21 protein-coding genes are annotated in these 17,029 nt (G+C 66.3%); 11 read left to right on the top strand and 10 right to left on the bottom strand.

Translation table 11 applies throughout. The features are described 5' to 3' along the window. Positions 1-124: 124 nt before the first annotated feature. Positions 125-763 carry an SDR family NAD(P)-dependent oxidoreductase gene (locus DES52_RS03460; protein ID WP_110885387.1) on the bottom strand — a complete coding sequence of 213 codons (639 nt, stop codon included), beginning with the start codon at positions 761-763 and terminating at the stop codon, positions 125-127. Positions 764-882: 119 nt separating this feature from the next. Between DES52_RS03460 and DES52_RS03450 the strand changes: the two genes are divergently transcribed. Next, positions 883-1,767, top strand: a complete 885-nt coding sequence (locus DES52_RS03450) for a hypothetical protein (RefSeq protein ID WP_146237178.1) — start codon at positions 883-885, stop codon at positions 1,765-1,767. A 58-nt stretch (positions 1,768-1,825) separates the two neighbouring features. On the opposite strand, the gene miaB is transcribed toward DES52_RS03450, so the two are convergent. The 5 genes from miaB to DES52_RS03425 all read right to left on the bottom strand — a co-directional run bounded on the left by miaB (position 1,826) and on the right by DES52_RS03425 (position 7,009). Then, positions 1,826-3,208, bottom strand: coding sequence for a tRNA (N6-isopentenyl adenosine(37)-C2)-methylthiotransferase MiaB (miaB, locus tag DES52_RS03445; RefSeq protein WP_110885384.1), 1,383 nt, complete (start codon positions 3,206-3,208; stop codon positions 1,826-1,828). A gap of 136 nt (positions 3,209-3,344) precedes the next feature. Further along, positions 3,345-4,868 carry an ABC transporter substrate-binding protein gene (locus DES52_RS03440; protein ID WP_110885383.1) on the bottom strand — a complete coding sequence of 508 codons (1,524 nt, stop codon included), beginning with the start codon at positions 4,866-4,868 and terminating at the stop codon, positions 3,345-3,347. A 22-nt stretch (positions 4,869-4,890) separates the two neighbouring features. Continuing rightward, positions 4,891-5,745: an ABC transporter permease gene (locus tag DES52_RS03435; protein ID WP_245900655.1), complete on the bottom strand. Its 855-nt coding sequence runs from the start codon at positions 5,743-5,745 to the stop codon at positions 4,891-4,893. Between the two features lie 5 nt (positions 5,746-5,750). Then, on the bottom strand, positions 5,751-6,704 hold the full coding sequence (locus DES52_RS03430) for an ABC transporter permease (RefSeq protein WP_110885382.1): 954 nt from the start codon (positions 6,702-6,704) through the stop codon (positions 5,751-5,753). Then, a complete protein-coding gene (locus DES52_RS03425) occupies positions 6,701-7,009 on the bottom strand; it encodes a cupin domain-containing protein (RefSeq protein WP_110885381.1) in 309 nt (102 codons plus the stop codon). Before DES52_RS03425 ends, DES52_RS03430 begins: the two co-directional genes overlap by 4 nt. A gap of 103 nt (positions 7,010-7,112) precedes the next feature. Between DES52_RS03425 and DES52_RS03420 the strand changes: the two genes are divergently transcribed. The 8 genes from DES52_RS03420 to DES52_RS03385 all read left to right on the top strand — a co-directional run bounded on the left by DES52_RS03420 (position 7,113) and on the right by DES52_RS03385 (position 12,746). After that, entirely contained in the window at positions 7,113-7,907 is a 795-nt protein-coding gene (locus DES52_RS03420; protein ID WP_110885380.1) for a CDP-alcohol phosphatidyltransferase family protein, read from the top strand. Next, entirely contained in the window at positions 7,900-8,304 is a 405-nt protein-coding gene (locus DES52_RS03415) for an NUDIX domain-containing protein (RefSeq protein ID WP_110885379.1), read from the top strand. The genes DES52_RS03420 and DES52_RS03415 overlap by 8 nt, the downstream gene beginning before the upstream one ends. Then, positions 8,291-9,022: a bifunctional dihydropteridine reductase/dihydrofolate reductase TmpR gene (gene tmpR / locus DES52_RS03410; protein ID WP_245900654.1), complete on the top strand. Its 732-nt coding sequence runs from the start codon at positions 8,291-8,293 to the stop codon at positions 9,020-9,022. Before DES52_RS03415 ends, tmpR begins: the two co-directional genes overlap by 14 nt. An 85-nt stretch (positions 9,023-9,107) precedes the next feature. Beyond that, positions 9,108-9,836, top strand: coding sequence for a TVP38/TMEM64 family protein (locus DES52_RS03405; protein ID WP_110885378.1), 729 nt, complete (start codon positions 9,108-9,110; stop codon positions 9,834-9,836). Between the two features lie 57 nt (positions 9,837-9,893). Beyond that, positions 9,894-10,475 (top strand): DNA-3-methyladenine glycosylase family protein, encoded by a 582-nt coding sequence (locus DES52_RS03400; RefSeq protein WP_110885377.1) that lies wholly within the window; start codon positions 9,894-9,896, stop codon positions 10,473-10,475. A gap of 109 nt (positions 10,476-10,584) precedes the next feature. After that, the gene (locus DES52_RS03395) at positions 10,585-11,274 is read left to right on the top strand and encodes a Crp/Fnr family transcriptional regulator (RefSeq protein ID WP_110885376.1); all 690 of its coding nucleotides are present in this window, start codon (positions 10,585-10,587) and stop codon (positions 11,272-11,274) included. 65 nt (positions 11,275-11,339) lie between these two features. Continuing rightward, positions 11,340-11,549 (top strand): hypothetical protein, encoded by a 210-nt coding sequence (locus DES52_RS03390; protein WP_245900652.1) that lies wholly within the window; start codon positions 11,340-11,342, stop codon positions 11,547-11,549. 45 nt (positions 11,550-11,594) lie between these two features. Further along, the gene (locus DES52_RS03385; RefSeq protein WP_110885375.1) at positions 11,595-12,746 is read left to right on the top strand and encodes an XdhC family protein; all 1,152 of its coding nucleotides are present in this window, start codon (positions 11,595-11,597) and stop codon (positions 12,744-12,746) included. Between the two features lie 12 nt (positions 12,747-12,758). On the opposite strand, the gene DES52_RS03380 is transcribed toward DES52_RS03385, so the two are convergent. Then, positions 12,759-13,091, bottom strand: a complete 333-nt coding sequence (locus DES52_RS03380; RefSeq protein ID WP_110885374.1) for a hypothetical protein — start codon at positions 13,089-13,091, stop codon at positions 12,759-12,761. Between the two features lie 363 nt (positions 13,092-13,454). Here DES52_RS03380 and pyrF point away from each other — a divergent pair, with 363 nt between their 5' ends. Together pyrF and DES52_RS03370 are read left to right on the top strand one after the other, a co-directional pair. Continuing rightward, positions 13,455-14,255 carry an orotidine-5'-phosphate decarboxylase gene (pyrF, locus tag DES52_RS03375; RefSeq protein ID WP_110885373.1) on the top strand — a complete coding sequence of 267 codons (801 nt, stop codon included), beginning with the start codon at positions 13,455-13,457 and terminating at the stop codon, positions 14,253-14,255. A gap of 95 nt (positions 14,256-14,350) precedes the next feature. Next, positions 14,351-15,217 (top strand): alpha/beta fold hydrolase, encoded by an 867-nt coding sequence (locus DES52_RS03370; protein WP_170130873.1) that lies wholly within the window; start codon positions 14,351-14,353, stop codon positions 15,215-15,217. 6 nt (positions 15,218-15,223) lie between these two features. Here the strand turns inward: DES52_RS03370 and paaD are convergent, their stop codons facing one another. From paaD to DES52_RS03355, 3 genes are read right to left on the bottom strand one after another with little or no spacing between them, the layout of a single operon-like run. After that, positions 15,224-15,709 carry a 1,2-phenylacetyl-CoA epoxidase subunit PaaD gene (paaD, locus tag DES52_RS03365; protein WP_110885371.1) on the bottom strand — a complete coding sequence of 162 codons (486 nt, stop codon included), beginning with the start codon at positions 15,707-15,709 and terminating at the stop codon, positions 15,224-15,226. 4 nt (positions 15,710-15,713) lie between these two features. After that, positions 15,714-16,466: a 1,2-phenylacetyl-CoA epoxidase subunit PaaC gene (paaC, locus tag DES52_RS03360; protein ID WP_110885370.1), complete on the bottom strand. Its 753-nt coding sequence runs from the start codon at positions 16,464-16,466 to the stop codon at positions 15,714-15,716. Next, a complete protein-coding gene (locus DES52_RS03355; protein WP_110885369.1) occupies positions 16,463-17,026 on the bottom strand; it encodes a phenylacetic acid degradation protein in 564 nt (187 codons plus the stop codon). The genes paaC and DES52_RS03355 overlap by 4 nt, the downstream gene beginning before the upstream one ends. Positions 17,027-17,029 lie beyond the last annotated feature (3 nt).

Raw genomic sequence — 17,029 nt, 5'->3', positions numbered from 1 at the left:
ATCCTCCTTGCGAAATGGCAATCACCGCGATTGTGCGAAGAGGAGCGGGGCGCGCGGGTGTCGAGGGTCACCGAGTGGAGGGCGAGTCAAGGCGAAAAAGGCATTCGGACGTCATCGTGAGAAGCTACTCAGGGCGAAGCTCGGTCTGCCCCGCGTCCTCGAGTCGGTCGCGAAGGATCGCCTCGGCGACCTCGCTCGCTCGCAAGGCGCCTCTCGGAACGCGGCCCACGGCGCTCCACAAGGGCGTGTCCACGGCGGGCGGCAAGACGAGCGTGATCGTCACGCCTCGGTGTTCGAGGCGCGCGATGTCGAGCGCCCGCGCCAGAGCCGCCTTGCTCGCCGCGTACTGAGCGAAGCCGCGCGCCGTCACGAGTTCCGGGCGAGCGCCGACGAAATACGCTCTGCCGCCCGACTTCAGCTTCGGCAAGCCGTGCTTCAACGTCCACAACGCGCCGAAGTAGTTGGCGTTCCACACCCGCCGCGTCACGTCCGCGCTCGCGCCCGAAAGCGGCTCGGGCGCCACGCTCCCGGCGGCGTACACGATGGTGTCGAGGTCGGCCCCGACGCTTTCGATGGACGCGAAGAGCTTTTGCACGTGGCTCTCGTAACCAACGTCCGCCTTGCAGGGCCTCGCGCCAAGCTCGAACGCGAGTTCGGAGAGTTTCGCTTCGTCGCGCCCGGATACGACGAGCGGACGGTCGGGCCAGACGCGCGCGAGGGCCGAGCCGAGGCCGCCCGTCGCGCCGAGAATCAAGGTCGTCACGCCTCCAGCAAAGCGAAGTCGAGGGCGCCACGCCGTAAGAAATGCTTTCATGAGATTCGCCCAAGGAAGGATGGAGGTGCGGTCAGGCAGGTGTCACGCACGGCGTTTACAGTGCGGTCATGACCAAATCCGTCTTCCGCTCTCTTCTGGCGCTCGCTAGCCTTTCGCTGAGCGTCGGCACGTTGGCGCAGTCCAACCAGGCGAACACCTCGGGCCTGACGATCTCCTCCACGGCTGCCACGGTAACGGGCGGCAAAGTCAACGTCAGCGCGACCGTGCGCAACACCACGTCCACCTCGCAAACGCTCAGCCTCGGACGCAACAACTTCCAAGAGTGCGCGTTCGCGCCGCACGTGCGCGTCTTGCGGGTCGGGACGCGCGACGTCGTGTATCCTCGCGCCGAACCGCGCATCTGCACGCAAGAACTGCGCGCCGAGACGCTCGCCGCGAACGGCGAGTTCAAGTTCGAGCGCGACCTTAACCTCGAGCCGGGCGAGTACGTCGTGGAAGTGTGGGTCAAAGGCTTCGCGAACGACGCGCCCGTCTTCCTCTCCGGTCAGCCCGTGCGCGTGAACGTCGGCGGCTCGGCGTCCACCGCGAGCGGCAGCACGACTTCGTCCACCACGACCTCGACTCCCGCCGCCAACACCCCGAGCGTCGCCCGTAACTTCACCCTCACGGCCCGCGCTCCGAGCGTCGCCACGGCCGGACGATCCTTCAACGTCGTCTTGACGCTCACCAACAAGAGCGCCTCCGCGCAGCGCGTCGGCACGAAGTTGTGCCCCGTCGGCATCGAGGCGAGAAGCGCGAGCGGCGAGCAACTCGACTTGCAAAACATCGCGGCGACTTTGTGCGTCGCCGACGCACCGACGACGACCCTGCAAGCTGGACAAAGCCGCCTGTACTCCGTCTCGGTTCCCGCCATCGAAGCGGCCGCGACTTACACGCTGACGTTCACGACGTACGACGCGGGCACGGCGACCGCGACCGTCGACGTGCGTTGAGCGCTCCGCACAAGAAGAGAGGGAGGGGAAAACCCCTCCCTCTCTTCTTTGTCATGCCTCACGCCATCGGCAGGGGGCTGGCGAGTTCCGCGGAGGCGGGATCGAAGCGCGGCAACTCGGGCAGCACCTCGCCGTGCGCGTTCACGAGCTTGCCGTACAGCATGTGCGGCGTGGCGTGCTCGATTCTCGCTCGATACAAACCGGCGCCCGAAGCTCCGAGGGCCTTCGGCACGACGATAGGGTGATTGCCGCGGGTATGCCCTTCCAAGAAGCCGTCGGAGTGCGCGTCGCCGCGCAGCAGGACTTCCATGACCTTGCCGACGTGCGCGGCGTTCTTGCGCATCGACCACTCTTTTTGCTTCTCGACGAGGCGCGCGAGACGCTCGACCTTGACTTCGCGCGGCAAGTCCTCGAAGTGCTTGTACGAAGGCGTGCCGGGACGCGCCGAGTACGCGAACATGTACGCGGCGTCGTACCCGACCTCGTCGTACAGCGACAGGGTCTGCTCGAAGTCTTCCTCGGTCTCGCCGGAGAAGCCCACGATGATGTCCGTGGCGAACACCGCGTTCGGCAGGTGCTTTTTGATCGTCTCGACGTGTTCCAGGTACTTCTCGCGGGTGTACTCGCGCGCCATCCTTCGCAGCACGCGGTTCGAGCCGCTCTGCACGGGCAGGTGGATGAAGTCGCACACGGCGGGCGTTTCGGCCATGGCGACCGCGACGTCCTCGGTGAAGTTCATGGGGTGACTCGTCGTGAACTTGATGCGTTTCACGCCCGACGCGCCTACGCGGCGCAGCAGCTCGGCGAAGCTCGGAAGGCCGGGCACGCGCCGTCCTTGGTCGATGCCGTACGAGTTGACGTTCTGCCCGAGCAGCGTCACCTCGACGATGCCCGCTTCGAGCAGTTGGTCGAGTTCGCGCAAAATCGAGTCGGGCGAGCGGCTGACTTGCGGACCGCGCGTTTGCGGCACGATGCAGTAGGTGCAGTGGTGATCGCAGCCTCGCATGATGGTGAGGTGCGCTCCGAGCTTGCCCTTGGGCGGAGGCACGATGTGGTCGTTGATCTCGTCCTTGAATTGCAGTCCCCAGAAGCGCTCGTTCGCTTCCAGCGCCTTGCCAATGTCGAGCAAACTGCCGGGTCCGAGCAAGACGTCCACCTCGAACTTGCGGGCGATCTGCTGGCCTTCCTCGAGTTGCGCCAAGCAGCCCATCATGCCGACCACGAGGCCGCGCTCGTGCTTGGCTTTGCGCAGAGTTCCGAGGAGCGTACGCACCTTCTCGACGGGCTTGCCGCGAATGGCGCAGGTGTTGACGAGCACGAAGTCCGCCTCGTCGATGGAGTCCACCATGTCGACGCCGAACGACACGAGTTGGCTCTCGACGAGGTGAGAGTCGTACTCGTTCATTTGACAGCCGTAAGTCACGATTTTTGCTTTCGCCATGAAGAAACCTCCCCGTACGGGGTAACGAGTCAGTGTAGCGCATAACCCCCGCGCGTTCGGGCGGCGGACATGAGAGGCGAATACGGCGCCACGAAAAGACCCCCTTCGAGGGGGTCGGGGTGAGCGAGCGCGAAGCTTATTTCTTCAACCAAGTCGTCCTGAGGCCGAGGTAAGACGTGTTCGAGAAGTGCTCGAAGCCTTCCACGTTCGCGCGCATCGCTTCGTACTGCGTGGAGTTGTACAAGAAAGCCATCGGGCTGAGCTCGACGAGGCGGCGCTGAACGCGGTTGTACAAGGCGCGGCGCGACGAGGCGCTGGACGTCGCGCGGGCCTGCTCGAGCCACTGATCGATCTGCGCGTCCTTGAAGTTCGTGAGGTTACCGCCGCTGTCGGACGCGAAGGGATTGTAGAGGTAGTCGTCGGGGTCGCCTTGGCCGGACTCGCCGAGGATCGTCATGGTGTAGTTCTTGCGCAGGATGTCGGGCAGGTACACGCTCCACTCTTGCGCGACGATGTTGACGCGAATGCCGATCTGCGCGAGTTGCGCTTGGATGAGTTCGGCGGGCACGCGCAGGAAGTCGTAGGTGCTCGTGACCTTGAGCTCGATCGGGAAGCCGTTCGGGAATCCCGCTTGACGCAGCAGGGTGCGCGCCCGGGCGAGGTTGGGCTTGCCGACCGTGTTGTCGGCGATGGCGTAGTAGTTGCCGCGCGGCACGGTCGTTCCCGTCGCCGGAATGCCGCCGTCGCCGAGCAGCGCGACGTCCACGATTTCCTGGTTGTTGATGGCCAGGGAGATGGCGCGGCGCACGCGCGCGTCGTTGAGAGGAGCTTTTTGCACGTTCATGAACAGCGAGCGGTAATTGGCGCTCGGTCCGCCGACGACGGAAAGCTGGGTGTTGCCGCGCAACTCGCGGATGTTCGCGGCGGGCACGTACTCGATCCAGTCGACGGTGCCCGCGCGCAGGGCGGCGACGCGCGCGGTGGGATCGGGCAGGTACGAGTAGGTGATGCCGTCGAGGTACGGCAGGCGGTTGCCCTTGGCGTCGCGGCCCCAGAAGTCGGTGTTCTTGCGCAGCACCATGCGCGTTTGCGGCACGTACTCGGCGAACTCGAAGGGACCCGTACCGACGGGCTTGGTGTTGAGGGTCGAGGCGGCTTCCTTGGGCACGATGACGTTGAGGGTGAACGCGAGCTTGGACAGCAACGGCGAGAACGGCTTGGAGAGCGTGAAGACGACGGTGCGGTCGTTCGGAGCGGAGACCGAGCGCACGAGGTCGAAGTCGCCCGAACGCGGAGACTTCGTGGCGGGATCCTTGATGCGGTTGATGGAATACACGACGTCGGACGCGACGAAGGAGCGTCCGTTGTGGAACTTCACGTCGTTACGCAGCGTGAACGTCCACGTGAGGCCGTCCTTGCTCGTCGTCCACTTCGTGGCGAGCGACGGAACGATGCGGCCCGACTTGTCGAACGCGACGAGCGTGTCGTACACGTTCTCGAGCTGGTTGCGCGTCGCCGTCGCCTGCGTGACGTGCGGATCGAGACCGACGGGATCGGTTTGCATGCCCGCGCGCAGCACGCCTCCGGCGGTCTGGGCGAAGGCGCTCGACGTGACGAGCGCGGCGGTCATGAGCAGGGTGATGGGCAGCAGTCGTTTCATATTCTTTCCTCCTAGAGGTGGATCAACGAAGTCGGGGATCGAGCGCGTCACGCAAGCCGTCGCCGAGCAAGTTGAATCCGAGCACGGCGATCATGATGGCGAGGCCGGGACCGATGGATGCCCACGGCGCTTGTTCGAGCAGGGGGCGTCCGTCGGCGATCATCTGACCCCAAGCGGGAGCGGGCGGCGGCGTGCCGAGTCCGAGAAACGAGAGGGCCGCCTCGGCGAGGATGGCGTACGCGAGACGCAAGGTGATCTCGACGATGAGGGGCGCGAGGGCGTTCGGCAGGACGTGGCGCCACAAGAGGCGAGTGGGCGTGGCGCCGAGGGCGGTGCTCGCCTCGACGAACATCACGCCGCGAAGTTGCAAGACGCTCGCCCTGGCGACGCGGGCGAACGGAGCGGTGAACGCGATGGCGATGGCGAGCGTGAGGTTCCAGAATCCGCCGCCGAGAAAGGCGAGCAGGGCGATGGCGAGCAGCACCGCCGGAAAGGCGAGCAGAATGTCGGTGGCGCGCATGACGACGGTGTCGACGACGCCGCCGAGAAAGCCGGCGAGCGCTCCGAAGAACGCGCCGATCGTGAGGGCGAAGAGCACGGAGAGCGTCGCGACGGACAGCGAGATGCGCCCGCCGTGCATGACGCGCGAGAAGGTGTCGCGTCCGTAGAGGTCCGTGCCGAGAAGGTGGGCGAACGACGGGCCTTGAAGGCGGTCGACGGGATTGAAGCGGATGGGGTCGTACGGCGCCGCCCACGGCGCGAAGATCGCGCCGAGCGCGACGGCCAGCACGATGACGAGGCCGATCATCGCGCCGGGCGAGCGCACGAACAGGCGCAGGGAGCGCCGCGCGGGCGACATGATTTTCGGGTTCGGCAAGGTCGTCAAGAGTACACCACGCGTCGGTCGATGAGGGCGTACAAAACGTCCACGACGACATTCACGAGAACGAAGCTCACGGCGATCCACAGCACCGCGCCTTGAACGACGGGATAATCGCGCAAGTTGATGCCTTCGAGGGCGAAGCGGCCGATGCCGGGCAAGCCGAAGATCTGCTCGACGATGACCGCGCCGCCGAGCAGGTTGCCGAACTGCAACCCGATGACGGTCACGACGGGAATGAGGGCGTTGCGCATCGCGTGGCGGTACAGCACGCGCCGCTCGGCGAGTCCTTTGGCGCGCGCGGTGCGCACGTAGTCGAGCGACAGGACTTCGAGGAGGCTGGAGCGCACGATGCGCGTGATGGCGGCGGCGAAGCTCAGCGACAACGCGAGGGCGGGCATGAACATGTGCCACAAGTTGCTGCCGAGGCTCTCGGTGATCGGCACGAAACCGCTCGGCGGAAAGACGCCCCACTGCACCGAGAAGAGCAAGATGAACAAGATGGCGAGCCAGAATTCGGGCGCGGCGAGGCCGATCAGGACGAAGGTGCTCGACGCGAAGTCGGCGAACTTTCCTCGCGCCCGCGCGGCCACGACGCCGAGCGGCACGGCGACGACCAAGGCGAACAGCATCGCCATGAGGGTGAGTTGCAGCGTCACCGGGAAGCGCAGCAGCAAGTCTTGCAACACGGGACGGTCCGTGCGCAGCGACGTGCCGAGGTCGCCGCGCACGAGGTCGCCGAACCACGCGGCGAACTGCACGGGCAGCGGTCGATCGAGGCCGAACAAGCGCCGAAGCTCCGCTTGGCCTTCGGCCGAGACGTTGCCTTCGATTCCGATGAGCTGCGTGACGACGTCGCCGGGCACGAGGCGGATGAGCGTGAACACCAAGACGACCACGCCGAACGCCGCGAACAGGGCGAGCAGCAAGCGCCGCGCGAACCAGCTCGGACTCAAGGAGCGTTCCTCTCGGTAGGCCGCTCCAGCAGCACGTAGCACAGCGTCACGTCCGACACGACGTCCGCCCAATGCTCCTCGCCCGCCGGAATGAGGGTGACGTCACCTTCACGCAGCGTCCACGACTCGCCGCCCGAGGTGGCTCGCAACTCGCCTTTCAGGATGAACGAAACTTCGTCTTGCGCGTGTACGCTCACGCCCTGCGCGGGCAGACGCGTCCCGGCCGTGAAGGTCAACATGCCGACCGTGGCGGGCAACGCACGAAACGAGGAAGCCGACGAGAAGTCGACGCTGAGTTTCTCCATATGTCTTTGTACTCGCGGGCCGCCCTGAAGTCAACGAGCAGGCGGCGCGGCGACTGGGCTATTTGTCGCACACTTCACGCGCCTCCCTGCTACGCTCTTCGTCATGTCCGATGTGAAGACGCCCGGGCTTCGCGAAACGCGCAAGCAGCGGCCGGGCGTGGAAGTCCTCAACGAGTTCGTGTACCGACCGCTCGCGCAGCTCCTCGTGCCGCCTCTCGCGAAGCTGAAGGTGCCGCCCGAGGCGGTCGTGATGTTCCACACGGGCCTCGGTCTGATGGCGGCGAGGCAGATCGCGCGCGGAGAGCGCGTTCGTCCCGCGCTGCTGCTTCAAGTCAAGACGGTCCTCGACAACGCCGACGGACAACTGGCGCGCGCGACGAGCAAGACGAGCGCGGTGGGGCGCTACCTCGACACGGAGATGGACACGGTCGTGAACGCCGCGATGCTGCTCGCGATGGATCGCCGCCTCGGCCTGCCCGCCCTCGCCTTGCAAGGATTGATCCTCACGGCGGACTTCCTGCTGGAGAAGGGGTACCGGGAAGCGCGCGGCGAGGTGTTTCGGCCCGAACCGAAGCTCGGCAGCGACGGCCCGCTTCTGAACACCTTGAGGAGCGTGTACGACGTGTGGTTCGTGCCTCAGGAGAAGGTGCTGACGAAGGTGTTCGAACGCCGCTTTCGGATGGTCGACGGACGCGATGAGGACCGGGGAACGTACCACCCGAGGTTCGCTACGCACGTCGCCGCGAACCTCGGGTTGACGACGCAACTCGCGTTCGCGGGCGCGCTGATCGCGCTTGGCAAGCCGAGGTGGTACCTGGCGTCGCTGCCGCTTCAAGCGCTCGTGCTGCTCGGCGTGCAAGCCGCGCGGGAACAGGCCGTGCGAGGACGCCGTGGATAAGCCGGTCGTATGCGTCGGCGCGCTCGTGAAGGGGCCGAGCGGGAAGTGGCTCATCGCGCGAACGACGAAGTGGCGCGGCCACTGGGGCGTCCCGGGCGGGAAGGTCGAGTACGGCGAGCCTTTCGAGGCGGCCGTGAAGCGTGAATTTCGGGAGGAAGTCGGCTTGACGCTGCGCGACGCTCGCTTCGCGCAACTGCAAGAAGCAGTCTTGAGCCCGGAGTTTCACAAGGAGGCGCACTTCGTCCTCGTGGACTTCCTCGCCGAAACGAACGACGAGACGGTGACGCCGAACGAGGAGATCGTGGAGTGGGCGTGGGTGGACTTGCGAGCCGCCTTGACGTTCGACCTCAACACCTACACGAGGACGCTCGTGGAGTACGCTCTTGAGCACGCTTGAGGCGAGCGCCGTGTCGACGGCGCTCGTGACGGGGGCCGCGCGCGGCATCGGGCGCGGCATCGCGCTCGGACTCGCCGAGCGTGGACACGACGTCGCCGTGCACTTCCGAGGCTCGGCGGACGACGCGAGGGAAACGGCGCGGCGCGTGGAGGCCCTCGGGCGGCGAGCAATTCTCGTGCGAGGCGATCTCACGGTTCCCGACGACGCGCGGCGTGTCGTGGAAGAAGCGCAGGCGGCGCTCGGCTCGCTCGGCGTGCTGGTGAACGTCGTCGGGAACTACGTGAAGAAGCCGTGGTGGGAGACGACGCCCGAGGAGTGGCGAGACATGCTCGACTCGAACTTCACGGCGACCTTCTCGACGTGCTGCGCGGCCGTGCCGCTCATGCGCGCGCAGAAGTTCGGGCGCATCGTGAACTTCGGCATGGCGGGCGCCGCCAACTTGCTCGCGCGGCCGGGCATCGTGCCGTACGTCGCGGCGAAGAGCGGCGTGGTGGTCCTCACGAAGGCGATCGCGAAGACGGAGGCGCCGCACGGCATCACCGCAAACGTCGTCGCGCCCGGCGTGATCGAGACGTCCGTGTCGCAACCCGTGACGGACATCCCGGCGGGGCGGCTCGGAACGGTGGAGGAAGTCGTCGACGCCGTGCTGTTCTTCGTGGGCGCGAGTTCGTACGTGACGGGACAGGTGATGGAAGTCGCGGGCGGCTGGAACTTGTAGCGGCGCGGCGTCGTACGGAACAACGTCATGACGCACGTCAGCTTCCTCACGGTTCCTCTTCACGTTCGCGCGGCAGGTTGAGCGCATGAACGCCTCGCCTTTCGACGCCCGAAGTTCGGCACGTCGCTCGCTCCTCGACATTCTGATTCTCGGCGGCCTGCTGTTGGGAGCGGTCTCGTCGTACTTCTTCGTGCCCGACGTGCGCGAATTTGCCAACGCGGCCTTGGCGGCGTTGCGCGTGGGAGACGAGGCTCGGCTTCGCGACCTCGTGGCAGGGTTCGGCGTGTGGGGTCCCATCGCGCTGCTCGCGCTGAATCTCGTTCAGGCCGTGCTCGCCGCGCTGCCCGCCTTGCCGATCATGATCGTGTCCGTCCTCGCGTACGGGCCGCTGTGGGGCGGGCTCTTGGCGTGGAGCGGGCTGCTGCTCGCGTCGAGCCTCGGCTACTGGATCGGCCGAACGCTCGGCGGGCGGGCGATGGAGCGCTTCGTGAATCCGAAGGCGGCGGTCGACATTCACGATTTCGTGGAGCGTTACGGTTTTTGGGCGATCGTGGCCGCGCGCCTCTCTCCCCTGCTACCGTCGGACGCGGTGAGCATCGTGGCGGGCACCGCGAAGTACGGCTTTCGCAAGTTCTTGCTGTCGACGGCCCTCGGGTCGTCGCCGGTGATCGTGCTGATCGTCCTCGTGGGCGCGGACGTCGCGCGGTTGCTGTGGACGCTGGGGCTCGCGAGCGTCGTGACGGTCGTCGCCTTCGGGCTGATGGTGCGGCGAGATCGCCGGAACAACCACGGCGTGCATACTCTTGACGAATAAAAGATTCCACGCTATGTTGATGTTATCAGCGGCTGAAAAAGCCGCTTTTTTCGTTTCATGACGCCCGATTCGACTTCCGCCGCAACGGACCATCTTCGCCGAGATCCCGTCTTCGCGCTCGTGATCGAACGCGTCGGGGAACTGGCGCCCTTGCCGCCCGCTTCCTCACCGTTCGCGTCGCTCGTCCGCAGCGTGATCGGACAGCAAGTCAGCGTGAAGGCCGCCGACGCGATCGAGCGGCGCGTGCGCGAACTCGCGCCGAACCTCGCGCCGCACGAGTTGGCCGCGCTGCCGCACGAAGCGTTGCGTGGAGCGGGCTTGTCGAACGCGAAGGTTCGAACGGTCCACGAACTCGCCCACCGCACCGAGACGGGGGTGCTGGACATCGGCGCCCTCGAAGGCGCGTCCGAGGAGGACGTGATCGCCGCCTTGTCGAGCATTCCTGGCATCGGCCGCTGGACGGCGGAGATGTTCTTGTTGTTCGCGCTGGGTCGGCCCGACGTCTTCTCGTGGGGAGACGGCGGCATCCGGCGGGCCGTGAAGGCGTTGTACGGCGAGGACGCCGGCCCGGAAGTGAGCGAGGCGTGGCGACCATACCGTTCGTTGGCGTCGCGCTACTTGTGGCGCTTCTTGTCCTGAGCTTGGTATTCCGGCGGAAGCGAGAGGGGTTTTTCATTGACGGCAACGCTCAGGAGTCGTTGAAAATCATGCGCTGCCGACATACGAACTGGTATAACTACAATCAGTCATGAATTACCCCAGTTTGGTTTGGCACCTGAAGCGTACAGAGTTGTTCGCCGACTTGGAACTCGCCGAACTGGAGCGGGTGGCGGCCGCTACCCCCTACCGCAACTACGAGCCGGGCCAAGTCATCTACCGCATGGACGACCCGGCGGACGCGTTGTACTTCGTGCGCAGCGGCCTCGTGAAGATCAGCAAGCTCTTTCCGAACGGCAAGGAGGCGATTCTCGGCGTGGTCGGGCAGCACGACACCTTCGGCGAACTGCTGCTCGAGCCCGAAGAACGCCGCCCCACCCAAGCCGAGGCGATCGAGGACACGCGCCTCATCGTGCTGCCGCGCCACGAGTTGCAGCGTTTGTTGGAGCGCAAGCCCGCCCTCGCCATGAAGCTCATCCGTCTGATGGCGGCGCGCTTTTTCGAAGCGCAGGCGTGGACGGCCGAAGTGAACGCGTACAGCGCGCCCGAGCGTGTCGCGAGCTTGCTGTACCGCTTGGCGCGCGAGTTCGGCAAGCCGCATCCGCAAGGCACCGAACTCAGCCTCAAGCTCAATCAGGAAGACATCGCGCGCATGGTCGGCGCGACGCGCGAAACGGTCAGCCACAGCCTCGGCAAGCTCAAGGCGATGGGAGCGATCGTGCGGCCCCGCACGCCGATGATCGTCAAGATCGACTTGCTGCGCGATTACGTGGAAGGCTGAGTCCCGACCTGTTCGTCTCGTACGTAGAGCTCAAAGGTGAGGGTGCCGAGGACGCTCTGAGGACCTTGCTGCGCGAGATCGCGCAGCAAGATGGATTTTTGGGTGGCGAGTTGCTCGCCTCTCCCTCCCAGCCGGGCCTCGCGCTTCTTCAAGCGCGCTTCGACCGCGCTCCATCCTCGGCGGATTGGCCGAGCGGCGCGAAAGGCTGGACGTTCACGGTCGTCGAGGCGATCGCGGCGCCTTCACTCCGAACGCCGCCGTCCGGCTCGAAGTAAATCGCGGTAGACTCCGAGCGTAACGTCAACTCGCTCGGAGGAACCATGGAACGCTCGGAGACGCGGCAACTCGTGGAAGCCGCACACGAAGCCAAAAGGCTGGGTCAACGCGTCGCGCTCGCGACCGTGGTGCGCGTGCGCGGCAACGCCTACCGCCGTGCGGGCGCGTCCATGCTGGTGCGTGAGGACGGCGCGCAAGCTTGCATGCTGTCGGGCGGGTGCCTGGAGCCGGAAGTCGTGGAGTCCGCCCTGGACGTCATCGCGAGCGGCGAGCGCTCCTTGCGTCACTACGACTTGAGCGAGGACACCCTTTGGAGCCTCGGCATCGGCTGTGGCGGCAACGTCGACATCCTCGTGGAGCGCGTCACGGGCGACGACGTCCTCGAAGCATGGTTGAGCGTGCTGGAGCGCGGAGAGAGCGCCGTGCTCGTCACACCCCTGACAGGCGCTCAAGGACACTTGCTCGTCTCCTCGAGCGGCCCTCCGCTCGGAATGTTAACGCGGCGCGGCGACGTCGCCCTCGGCTTGATGGAGGCGGCTACGCGGCACGCTCGCTCCCTGCTCGCCCAAGCCGAGGCGTACAGCGGCGCGGCAACCGTGTCCGCCGAGGAGTTCGGCGAAGCAGACTTGTTCTTCGGCGTGCATCAGCAAAGCGCGAAGCTCGTGTTGTTCGGCGCGGGGCACGACGCGATTCCGCTCGCACGGCTCGGCGACGAGTTCGGGTACGACGTGCACGTCGTGGACGCCCGCGAAGCCTACCTGACGCGCGGACGCTTTCCGGCCGCCACGCGCCACCTGCTCGCTCCCGAGGAGTTCGAGGACGCCGTGACGAGCGGCGCTCTGACCTTCGACGCGCGCACGTCGGCCGTCGTGATGAACCATCATCTCGCGCGCGACCGCGAGACGTTGCGCGTCCTGCTGACCTTACCCGCCGGGTACGTCGGCGTGCTCGGCCCGAGGACGCGCTTCGAGCGCATGCTGGACGAGTTGCGAAGCGAAGGATTCACGCCGACGTCCGAGGCCCTCGCGCGCACGCGAAGCCCGGTCGGTCTTCACGTCGGCGCGGAGACGCCCGAGGAAGTCGCCTTGAGCGTCGTCGCCGAGTTGATGGCGCTGCGGCGCGGATACGAAGGCGGCTTTTTGAGCGGGCACGCCGGGAAGATTCACGCGCTGCCGGAAACGTCGAGCGTCACGTGACGCGCCGATTCGTCAGGTAAAGTAGCTCGGATCGACGAAGTCGTTTTGAGAATCGCGCGTGCAGCGCGTGATGTACGCGGCGGACACGTTCGGCTCGACTTCCTCGAAGACGAGTCCGCCGATCGCGTAGGCGGCGGGGTCGTCAGGATCGGGATCGGCGATGATCGCGTAGCCGCTGCCGGTGGAGCCGTGCTCTATCACGTCCCAGCCACGTTCCATCAACCTGTTCATGAGCGAGCGCGCGGCCATCTCGGAGTCACCCTCGACGGTCCAGACTTCGGGCTCGTCACAATTCATGCCGGGAATCACGGCGAGAACCTCGTCGAGCGCTTGACGGGCGGACACGCGCGAATCACCTTGAGCCAGGCCTCCCGCGAGCGTCAGCGCGGCGCAAACGGTGAATGTTGTGCAGGCGCGGCGCGCGCGCGAGGAAAGCGAACGGGAAACGCCGAACGATCGAGAGGATGTCCGCATGAGGAGAGCTCCGTTGTGAAGGACCGCCGTGGGCGGAAGGACACGCGTTGAACGACGCCACACCGAACGATCGCGCGCACCGTGCGCGTGATCGCGAGGGTGCCGCTCGTAGGCATCACGGTACGCCTCGGCTCCTTAAATTCGAAAGCTGTTTTTCTCACCTCACGGTCCATCGAACCGTCACGGCGCGTTCCGGAAGTCTTGAGGACGGTAGCGAGGGTACAATGGCTCGCCATGACCTTCGCCGACACCCTCACGCAACGCGTTCTCGAAGTGAACTCACGCTTGTGCCTCGGGCTCGATCCTCGAATCGACGCTTACCGCGACTTCGCCCACTTGAAAGCGCACACCCTCGACGTGCTGGAAGCCTGCGCCGACCTCGTGGCCTGCATGAAGCCGCAACTCGCCTTTTACGAGGCGCTCGGGCTCGACGGCCTGCTCCTGTTGGAGGAAGTGTGCGCGACCGCGAGGACGCTCGGGTTGCCCGTCGTCCTCGACGGGAAGCGCGGCGACATCGGCTCGACGGCGACCGCGTACGCGCGGGCGTGGTTGAGCGGCGCGCACGCGGGGGACGCCTTGACGGTGAATCCCTACCTCGGCTTCGAGACCTTGACGCCCTTCGTGGACGTCGCGCGGCGCGAAGGCGGCGCGATCTTCGTGCTCGTGCGGACCAGCAACCCCGGCAGCGCGGATCTGCAGGACGGCGGCGTCGCCGAGAAGGTCGCGCGCGAAGTCGCGCGACTGGGCGAGGAGGACGGCGGTGACTGGTCGTGCGTCGGCGCCGTCGTGGGAGCCACGCATCCTGGCGAACTCGCCGCCTTTCGCCAACTCATGCCCAAGGCGCTCTTGCTGCTGCCCGGCCTCGGCGTGCAGGGTGCCCGCGCGTCCGAACTCGCGCCCGCCTTTCGGTCCGGCGGGCTCGGCGCGGTCGTGAACGCGAGCCGTGGCATTCAGTACGCGGGCGGGCTCGACGTGCAGGCGAGCGTGCGCGCCGCGCGGGCCTTCCGCGACGAGCTCAACGCCACCTGGTCGTGAGCCCTTCGCCCGCCTTCACGATGTCGTCATGTGATGAGCGGCGAGGCGACGCGTGCCGTAAGGTGACGGTACGTTCAACGATCGTGGGAGATTTTATGAAGCGACACACCTCGGTCTCCGACTTCTCGGTGCGCCCGGAGCCTGCCCTCGGCGCATCCGCCGCGACCTTCGCCGAGCGCTCGGCCGTACGCGTGTACGGCGACGGCGAAAGGACGTTGCTGTTCGCGCACGGCTTTTGCTGCACGCAGCGCGTCTTCGAAGCGCAAGTGAGAGCGTTTCGGGATTCGCACCGCGTCGTGACGTACGACCTCGCCGGTTTCGGTGAAGCCGACGCGAGCTTGTGGAGCGCGCGGCGTTACGCGACGCTGGAAGGCTACGCGCTCGACCTCGTGCGCTTGATCGAGGAGCTCGGCTTGCGGCGCGTCACCTTCGTCGGGGCGTCCATGAGCGCCATGACGGGCCTCATCGCCTCCACGATCTGCCCCGAGCGCTTCGACGCCCTCGTCTTCGTGGCGGGCTCGCCGCGTTACCTCGACGACGACGGGTACGTCGGCGGCTTCGACCGCGCGTTCCTGGACGCCTTCTACGCGATGGTGAACGGTCGCGCCCGCTGGCGGGACGCCGTGCGCGACATGCTGCTCGGCGAAGCGGCGGCCGTCACGCTGGAGGACGTCGCGCAGGGCGTCGATTGCGTGTTGCCCGACGTCGTGCGCGTCGTGGGACAAGCGATCTTCGAGGCCGACTTTCGAGCGTGGCTGCCGCACTGCACGCTTCCGGTCCTCGTGACGCAGACGCGCGCGGACGCCGCCGTGCCCGAGGCCGTCGGACGCTACCTCGCGAGTACGCTCGTGAACGCGCGCTTGGAGTTGCTGCCGGGCGTCGGTCATCTTCCCATGCGCACGGAACCCGAAGCCTTCAACGCGGCCTTGCGCGCGTTCATGGCGCGCTCCTCGCGCTCCTGAGGTCCGTCACAAGCTCTTGAACGCCTCGAAAGGCTCCTTGCAGGCGTTGCAGACGTGAATCGTCTTGCACAGCGTCGGACCGAAGGTGTTCTTCACGGTGGTGTCGAACGAGCCGCACTTCGGGCAGCGCACGAGGTCCTCGTCGAGGGTGATCAAAGTGCCCGACGCGGGCGCGGGCGGAGCGATGCCGTACTTTTCCAGCTTGCCTTTGGCTTCGGACGTGATCCAATCGGTGGACCACGGCGGCGACAGCACGGTCTCGACGCGGGGCGAGAGACCCAGCGATCGAACCGTCCGCGAGATGTCGTCGCGCATGACGTGCAGGGCGGGGCAACCGCTGAAAGTCGGCGTCATCGTGACGGTCACCGTGTCCCCGTCGAGGTGGACTTCGCGCACGATGCCCATCTCGACGATGTTGACCACGGGAATCTCCGGGTCGGCGATCGTCGAGAGGGCGTTCCAAATGGCGTCTTCGCCGAGCATCACGGTCATGACGTCACCAAGAGAGAGCCGTTTCGTCGGCGCGGGCCACTTCCTGCATTTCACGCAGCATCGGCGCGAGGTGCTCGCTGTGCTCTTGGCGCGAGAACGCGGGCGGAGTCGTCGTGGGAACGGTGAGGCCCGACGCTTGCAGATGTGCCGTGACGAGGGCCGTCCACTTCTCGCGCACGTCCGCGAGGTTCGGCACGTAGCCCGCCTGCAGGAGGAGATCCTCGCCGGGAATCTCGACGAAGAGTTGCGCGGCGAGCGGCCACAAGACGTCCAAGGCGGCTTGCGTGCGGCGGTTGGACTCCTCGGTGCCGAGGCCGAGGCGCTCCACCCAAATCTTGGTGTGCCTCAGGTGGAATTTCTCCTCGCGCAGCATCTTCTGAGCGACGTCTCGCAGCGGTACGTGGGCGCTGTCCTTGGCGGCGTCGAGCCACAAGGCTTCGTACGCGTCGAACAGGAATTGGCGTAGCAGCGTGAAGGCCCAGTCGCCGCGCGGCATCTCCACGAACCGCGACGAGCGAAACTCGGCGGCGTCGCGGAAGTAGGCGAGGCGGTCCGCGTCCGAGCCGTCGAGGGCGCCGCGCACGCTCAGCCACAAGGTGGCGTGCCCGAGTTCGTCTTGCGCGAGGTTCGCCAAGGCGATGTCCTCTTCGAGGATCGGCGCGTGCCCGACCCACTCGGCGTTACGGTGAGACAAGACGAGTTCGTCGTCGGCAAGGCCCGTGAGCTTGGCGATCAACGCCTCTTCGAGGGTCGTCATTCGGTCGCCCTCCCCTGTTTGTGCTTGCTGACGTGCGAGCCGATCACGCCGTAACTCGATTGCTGGCGGTACGTCTTGTCCTTGGCGGGCGCGAACCAGCTCTCGATGGTGTCCGCGTCGTCGTCGCTCTTCGTGACGTCGCCCAGGGGCACGATCCACCACGCGAGCGCGACTCCGTCGGCGAAGCGTTCGCGCGCGAGGTCCAAAGCTTCCTCGGGACTGACGGCGTCCACCTGTCCGGCGAAGTCCACGAAGGTCATGGACCGCTTGTGGCTGGTCTTGCGAAAGGCGAGGAAGGGCGAAGGCCGCTCGGCGAGCGGCGAAGGTGCTTCGCTGGGCGCTTCTCGACTCTGCAGTTCCTCCGCCGTCTTGGCGAAGATGGCGTCAGCGGGCACCACCCACAAGCTGACGGCGCTGGGACGGCGCACGAAGACCGTGCGGGCGGTCACGAGGGCGTGCTGAGCATCGGCGGCGTGAACGCTGCCGACCGCTTGGTGAGGTTTGGAGGGCGTGTCTTGCTTGAAGACTTCCCAGCGTGGCCACTGCGTTTCGGTTGTCATGTC

The organism is Deinococcus yavapaiensis KR-236, assembly GCF_003217515.1.
Lineage (GTDB): Bacteria > Deinococcota > Deinococci > Deinococcales > Deinococcaceae > Deinococcus_A > Deinococcus_A yavapaiensis.
Note: the sequence above shows the minus strand (reverse complement) of the source record. Positions and strands in the feature narration are given on the sequence as shown.